The organism is Pseudogemmobacter humi (genome assembly GCF_900609055.1).
Classification (GTDB): Bacteria; Pseudomonadota; Alphaproteobacteria; order Rhodobacterales; family Rhodobacteraceae; genus Pseudogemmobacter; species Pseudogemmobacter humi.
Genome location: NZ_UXAW01000019.1, coordinates 1 through 3,206, shown reverse-complemented (window position 1 = coordinate 3,206; position 3,206 = coordinate 1). Strand labels below are relative to the sequence as shown.

The window sequence follows — 3,206 nt, the reverse complement described above, 5'->3', positions numbered from 1 at the left end:
GAGAGCCACATGTCTTTCAAGTCTGATATTGAGATCGCTCGAGAAGCGCAGAAGCGGCCGATCCAGGAGATCGGGTCGAAGCTTGGGATTCCTTCGGAGCATTTGCTGCCCTACGGGCATGACAAGGCGAAGGTCGGGCAGGATTTCATCCGCTCGCTGGAAGGCAAGCCCGATGGCAAGCTGATTCTCGTCACCGCGATCAACCCGACGCCCGCGGGCGAGGGCAAGACCACCACCACGGTGGGTCTGGGCGACGGTCTGAACCGGATCGGCAAGAAGGCGGTGATCTGCATCCGCGAGGCGAGCCTCGGCCCGAACTTCGGGATGAAGGGCGGCGCCGCGGGCGGCGGCTATGCCCAGGTGGTGCCGATGGAGGAGATGAACCTCCATTTCACCGGCGATTTCCATGCGATCACCTCGGCGCACAACCTGCTGTCGGCGATGATCGACAACCACATCTACTGGGGCAATGAGCTCGACATCGACGCGCGCCGCATCGCCTGGCGCCGGGTGATGGACATGAACGACCGCGCGCTGCGCGATGCGGTGGTCAGCCTCGGCGGCGTGTCGAACGGCTTCCCGCGCCAGACCGGCTTTGACATCACCGTGGCCTCGGAAGTCATGGCGATCCTGTGCCTCTCGAAAGATCTGGAAGACCTGCAAAAGCGGCTCGGCGACATCATCGTGGCCTATACCCGCGAGAAGAAGCCGGTCTATTGCCGCGACATCAAGGCCGACGGCGCGATGACCGTTCTGCTGAAGGACGCGATGCAGCCGAACCTCGTGCAGACGCTGGAGAACAACCCGGCCTTCGTGCATGGCGGGCCCTTCGCCAACATCGCGCATGGCTGCAACTCGGTGATTGCGACGCGCACCGCGCTGAAGCTGGGCGAGTATGTCGTGACCGAGGCCGGCTTCGGCGCGGACCTTGGCGCCGAGAAGTTCTTCGACATCAAATGCCGCAAGGCCGGTCTGAAGCCGGCGGCGGCGGTGATCGTGGCGACCGTGCGCGCGATGAAGATGAACGGCGGCGTGGCCAAGGCCGATCTGGGCGCCGAAAATGTTGCAGCAGTGCAAAAAGGCTGCCCGAATCTGGGCCGTCACATCGCCAATGTGAAAGGTTTTGGCGTGCCGGTGGTGGTGGCGATCAACCACTTCTACTCGGACACCGATGCCGAAGTGGCCGCCGTGAAGGCCTATGTCGCCGAGCAGGGCGCGGAAGCGATCCTGTGCAAGCACTGGGCGCAGGGCTCGGCCGGGATCGAGGAACTGGCGAAGAAGGTGGTCGAACTCGCCGAGGGCGGCCAGTCGAACTTCGCGCCGCTCTACCCCGACGACATGGGGCTGTTCGCCAAGATCGAGACCATCGCCAAGCGCATCTATCACGCCGGCGAGGTGATCGCCGACAAATCGGTGCGCGACCAGCTGAAGGCCTGGGAGGCGGCGGGCTACGGCCATCTGCCGGTCTGCATGGCGAAGACGCAGTATTCGTTCTCGACCGATCCCAACCTGCGCGGCGCGCCGACCGGCCATACGATCCCGGTGCGGGAAGTGCGGCTTTCGGCGGGTGCGGGCTTCGTCGTGGCGATCTGCGGCGAGATCATGACCATGCCGGGCCTGCCGCGGGTGCCGGCGGCCGAGACCATCCGCCTGAACGAGGCGGGCCATGTCGAAGGGCTGTTCTGACGGCGTGACGGGCTGAGACCCGGGAACGGGGGGGTTGCCCCCCGGACCGGCGGCCTTCGGGCCGCCCCGCGCCTCCGGTTGCCTGAACCGGTGGCGCACTCCGTCGGCGCACCCCGCAGGGTATTTCCATCAGGGTGAAGCGGCATTGCGGCGGCTTCGGGGGGCGCCGTTCGGGTCTTCCGGTTGCGGGGCGGTTGTCCTAAGTCAGGATGGCAACCTCGGGAGGGCCGGAGATGGATGAGCCGGAGATGCGTGAGGCGGAAGACTGCCGGACGATGGGTGAGATCAGGGCCGGGATCGACCGGATCGACACGGATCTCGTGCGGCTGTTCGCCGAGCGGGCGCGCTATATCGACCGCGCGGCGCGGATCAAGGCCGAGACCGATCTGCCGGCGCGGATCGGATCGCGGGTCGAGGAAGTGGTGGCCAATGTGCGCCGTCATGCGCTGCGCGAGGGGCTGCCGCCCGATCTGGTCGAGAAGCTCTGGCGCCGGCTGATCGACTGGTCGATCGCCCGCGAGGAGAGCCATCTCGGCCCCGACAGCCTGCGGCGCCAGCCGGAGGAATGAGGCCGGGCTGACCGGCCCGCTCAGCGGCCCTTACGGGCCTTTTCGCTGGCGAGGACGCCCGTGAGGGCGGAGGAGCCCGCCGGGAGGGCGCGCGGGCGGGGGCGGAAACGGGCGGGCGGCGCAGGGGCCTTGCGCCCGGGAATGAGGGATCGGCGCGCGCAGGGCCCGCAGGCGGCGCGCGCGCAGGAATGTTCAGGGGCCGCGCGCCCGGGTTGAAGAGGATGAAGCGATGACGGCGAAGGTGATCGACGGCAAGGCTTTTGCCGAGAAGGTGCGCGAGCAGGTCGCGGCCCATGTGGCGCGGCTGAAGGCGGATCACGGCCTCGTGCCGGGGCTGGCGGTGGTGCTGGTGGGCGAGGATCCGGCCTCGGCGGTCTATGTGAAGAACAAGGGCATCCAGACCAAGGCCTCGGGGATGAATTCCTTCGAGCACAAACTGCCCGCCGACACCTCCGAGGCCGATCTGCTGGCGCTGATCGACCGGCTGAACGCGGATCCCGCGGTGCATGGCATCCTCGTGCAGCTGCCGCTGCCCGGCCATCTGAACTCGGAGCTCGCGATCAACCGGATCGCGCCGGAGAAGGACGTGGACGGGTTCCATATCTCGAACGTCGGGCTTCTGGGCACCGGGCAGAAGTCGATGGTGCCCTGCACGCCTCTGGGCTGTCTGATGATGCTGCGCGACCATCACGGCAAGCTGGCCGGGCTGAACGCGGTGGTGGTCGGGCGCTCGAACATCGTCGGCAAGCCGATGGCGCAGCTTCTCTTGGGCGACAGCTGCACCGTGACCATCGCGCATAGCCGCACCAAAGACCTGGCCGCGGTCTGCCGCGGCGCCGATATCCTGGTCGCCGCCGTGGGCCGGCCCGAGATGATCACCGGCGACATGGTGAAACCCGGCGCCACCGTGATCGATGTCGGCATCAACCGCATCGAGCGTGACGGCAAGAC

General features: G+C 67.2%; 3 protein-coding genes. All 3 read left to right on the top strand.

Annotated elements, in window-relative coordinates; genetic code table 11:
• The first annotated feature begins 9 nt into the window (after positions 1-9).
• The gene (locus XINFAN_RS00220; protein WP_124084569.1) at positions 10-1,686 is read left to right on the top strand and encodes a formate--tetrahydrofolate ligase; all 1,677 of its coding nucleotides are present in this window, start codon (positions 10-12) and stop codon (positions 1,684-1,686) included.
• 248 nt (positions 1,687-1,934) lie between these two features.
• Positions 1,935-2,255, top strand: a complete 321-nt coding sequence (locus XINFAN_RS00215; protein WP_124084570.1) for a chorismate mutase — start codon at positions 1,935-1,937, stop codon at positions 2,253-2,255.
• Between the two features lie 229 nt (positions 2,256-2,484).
• On the top strand, positions 2,485-3,206 hold a 722-nt coding region (folD, locus tag XINFAN_RS00210; protein WP_124084568.1), incomplete at its 3' end, for a bifunctional methylenetetrahydrofolate dehydrogenase/methenyltetrahydrofolate cyclohydrolase FolD.

Bases quoted from the DNA above. Each gene is read 5' to 3' on its own strand.
- XINFAN_RS00220 (WP_124084569.1), top strand. From the start codon at position 10: ATGTCTTTCAAGTCTGATATTGAGATCGCTCGAGAAGCGCAGAAGCGG.
- XINFAN_RS00215 (WP_124084570.1), top strand. From the start codon at position 1,935: ATGCGTGAGGCGGAAGACTGCCGGACGATGGGTGAGATCAGGGCCGGG.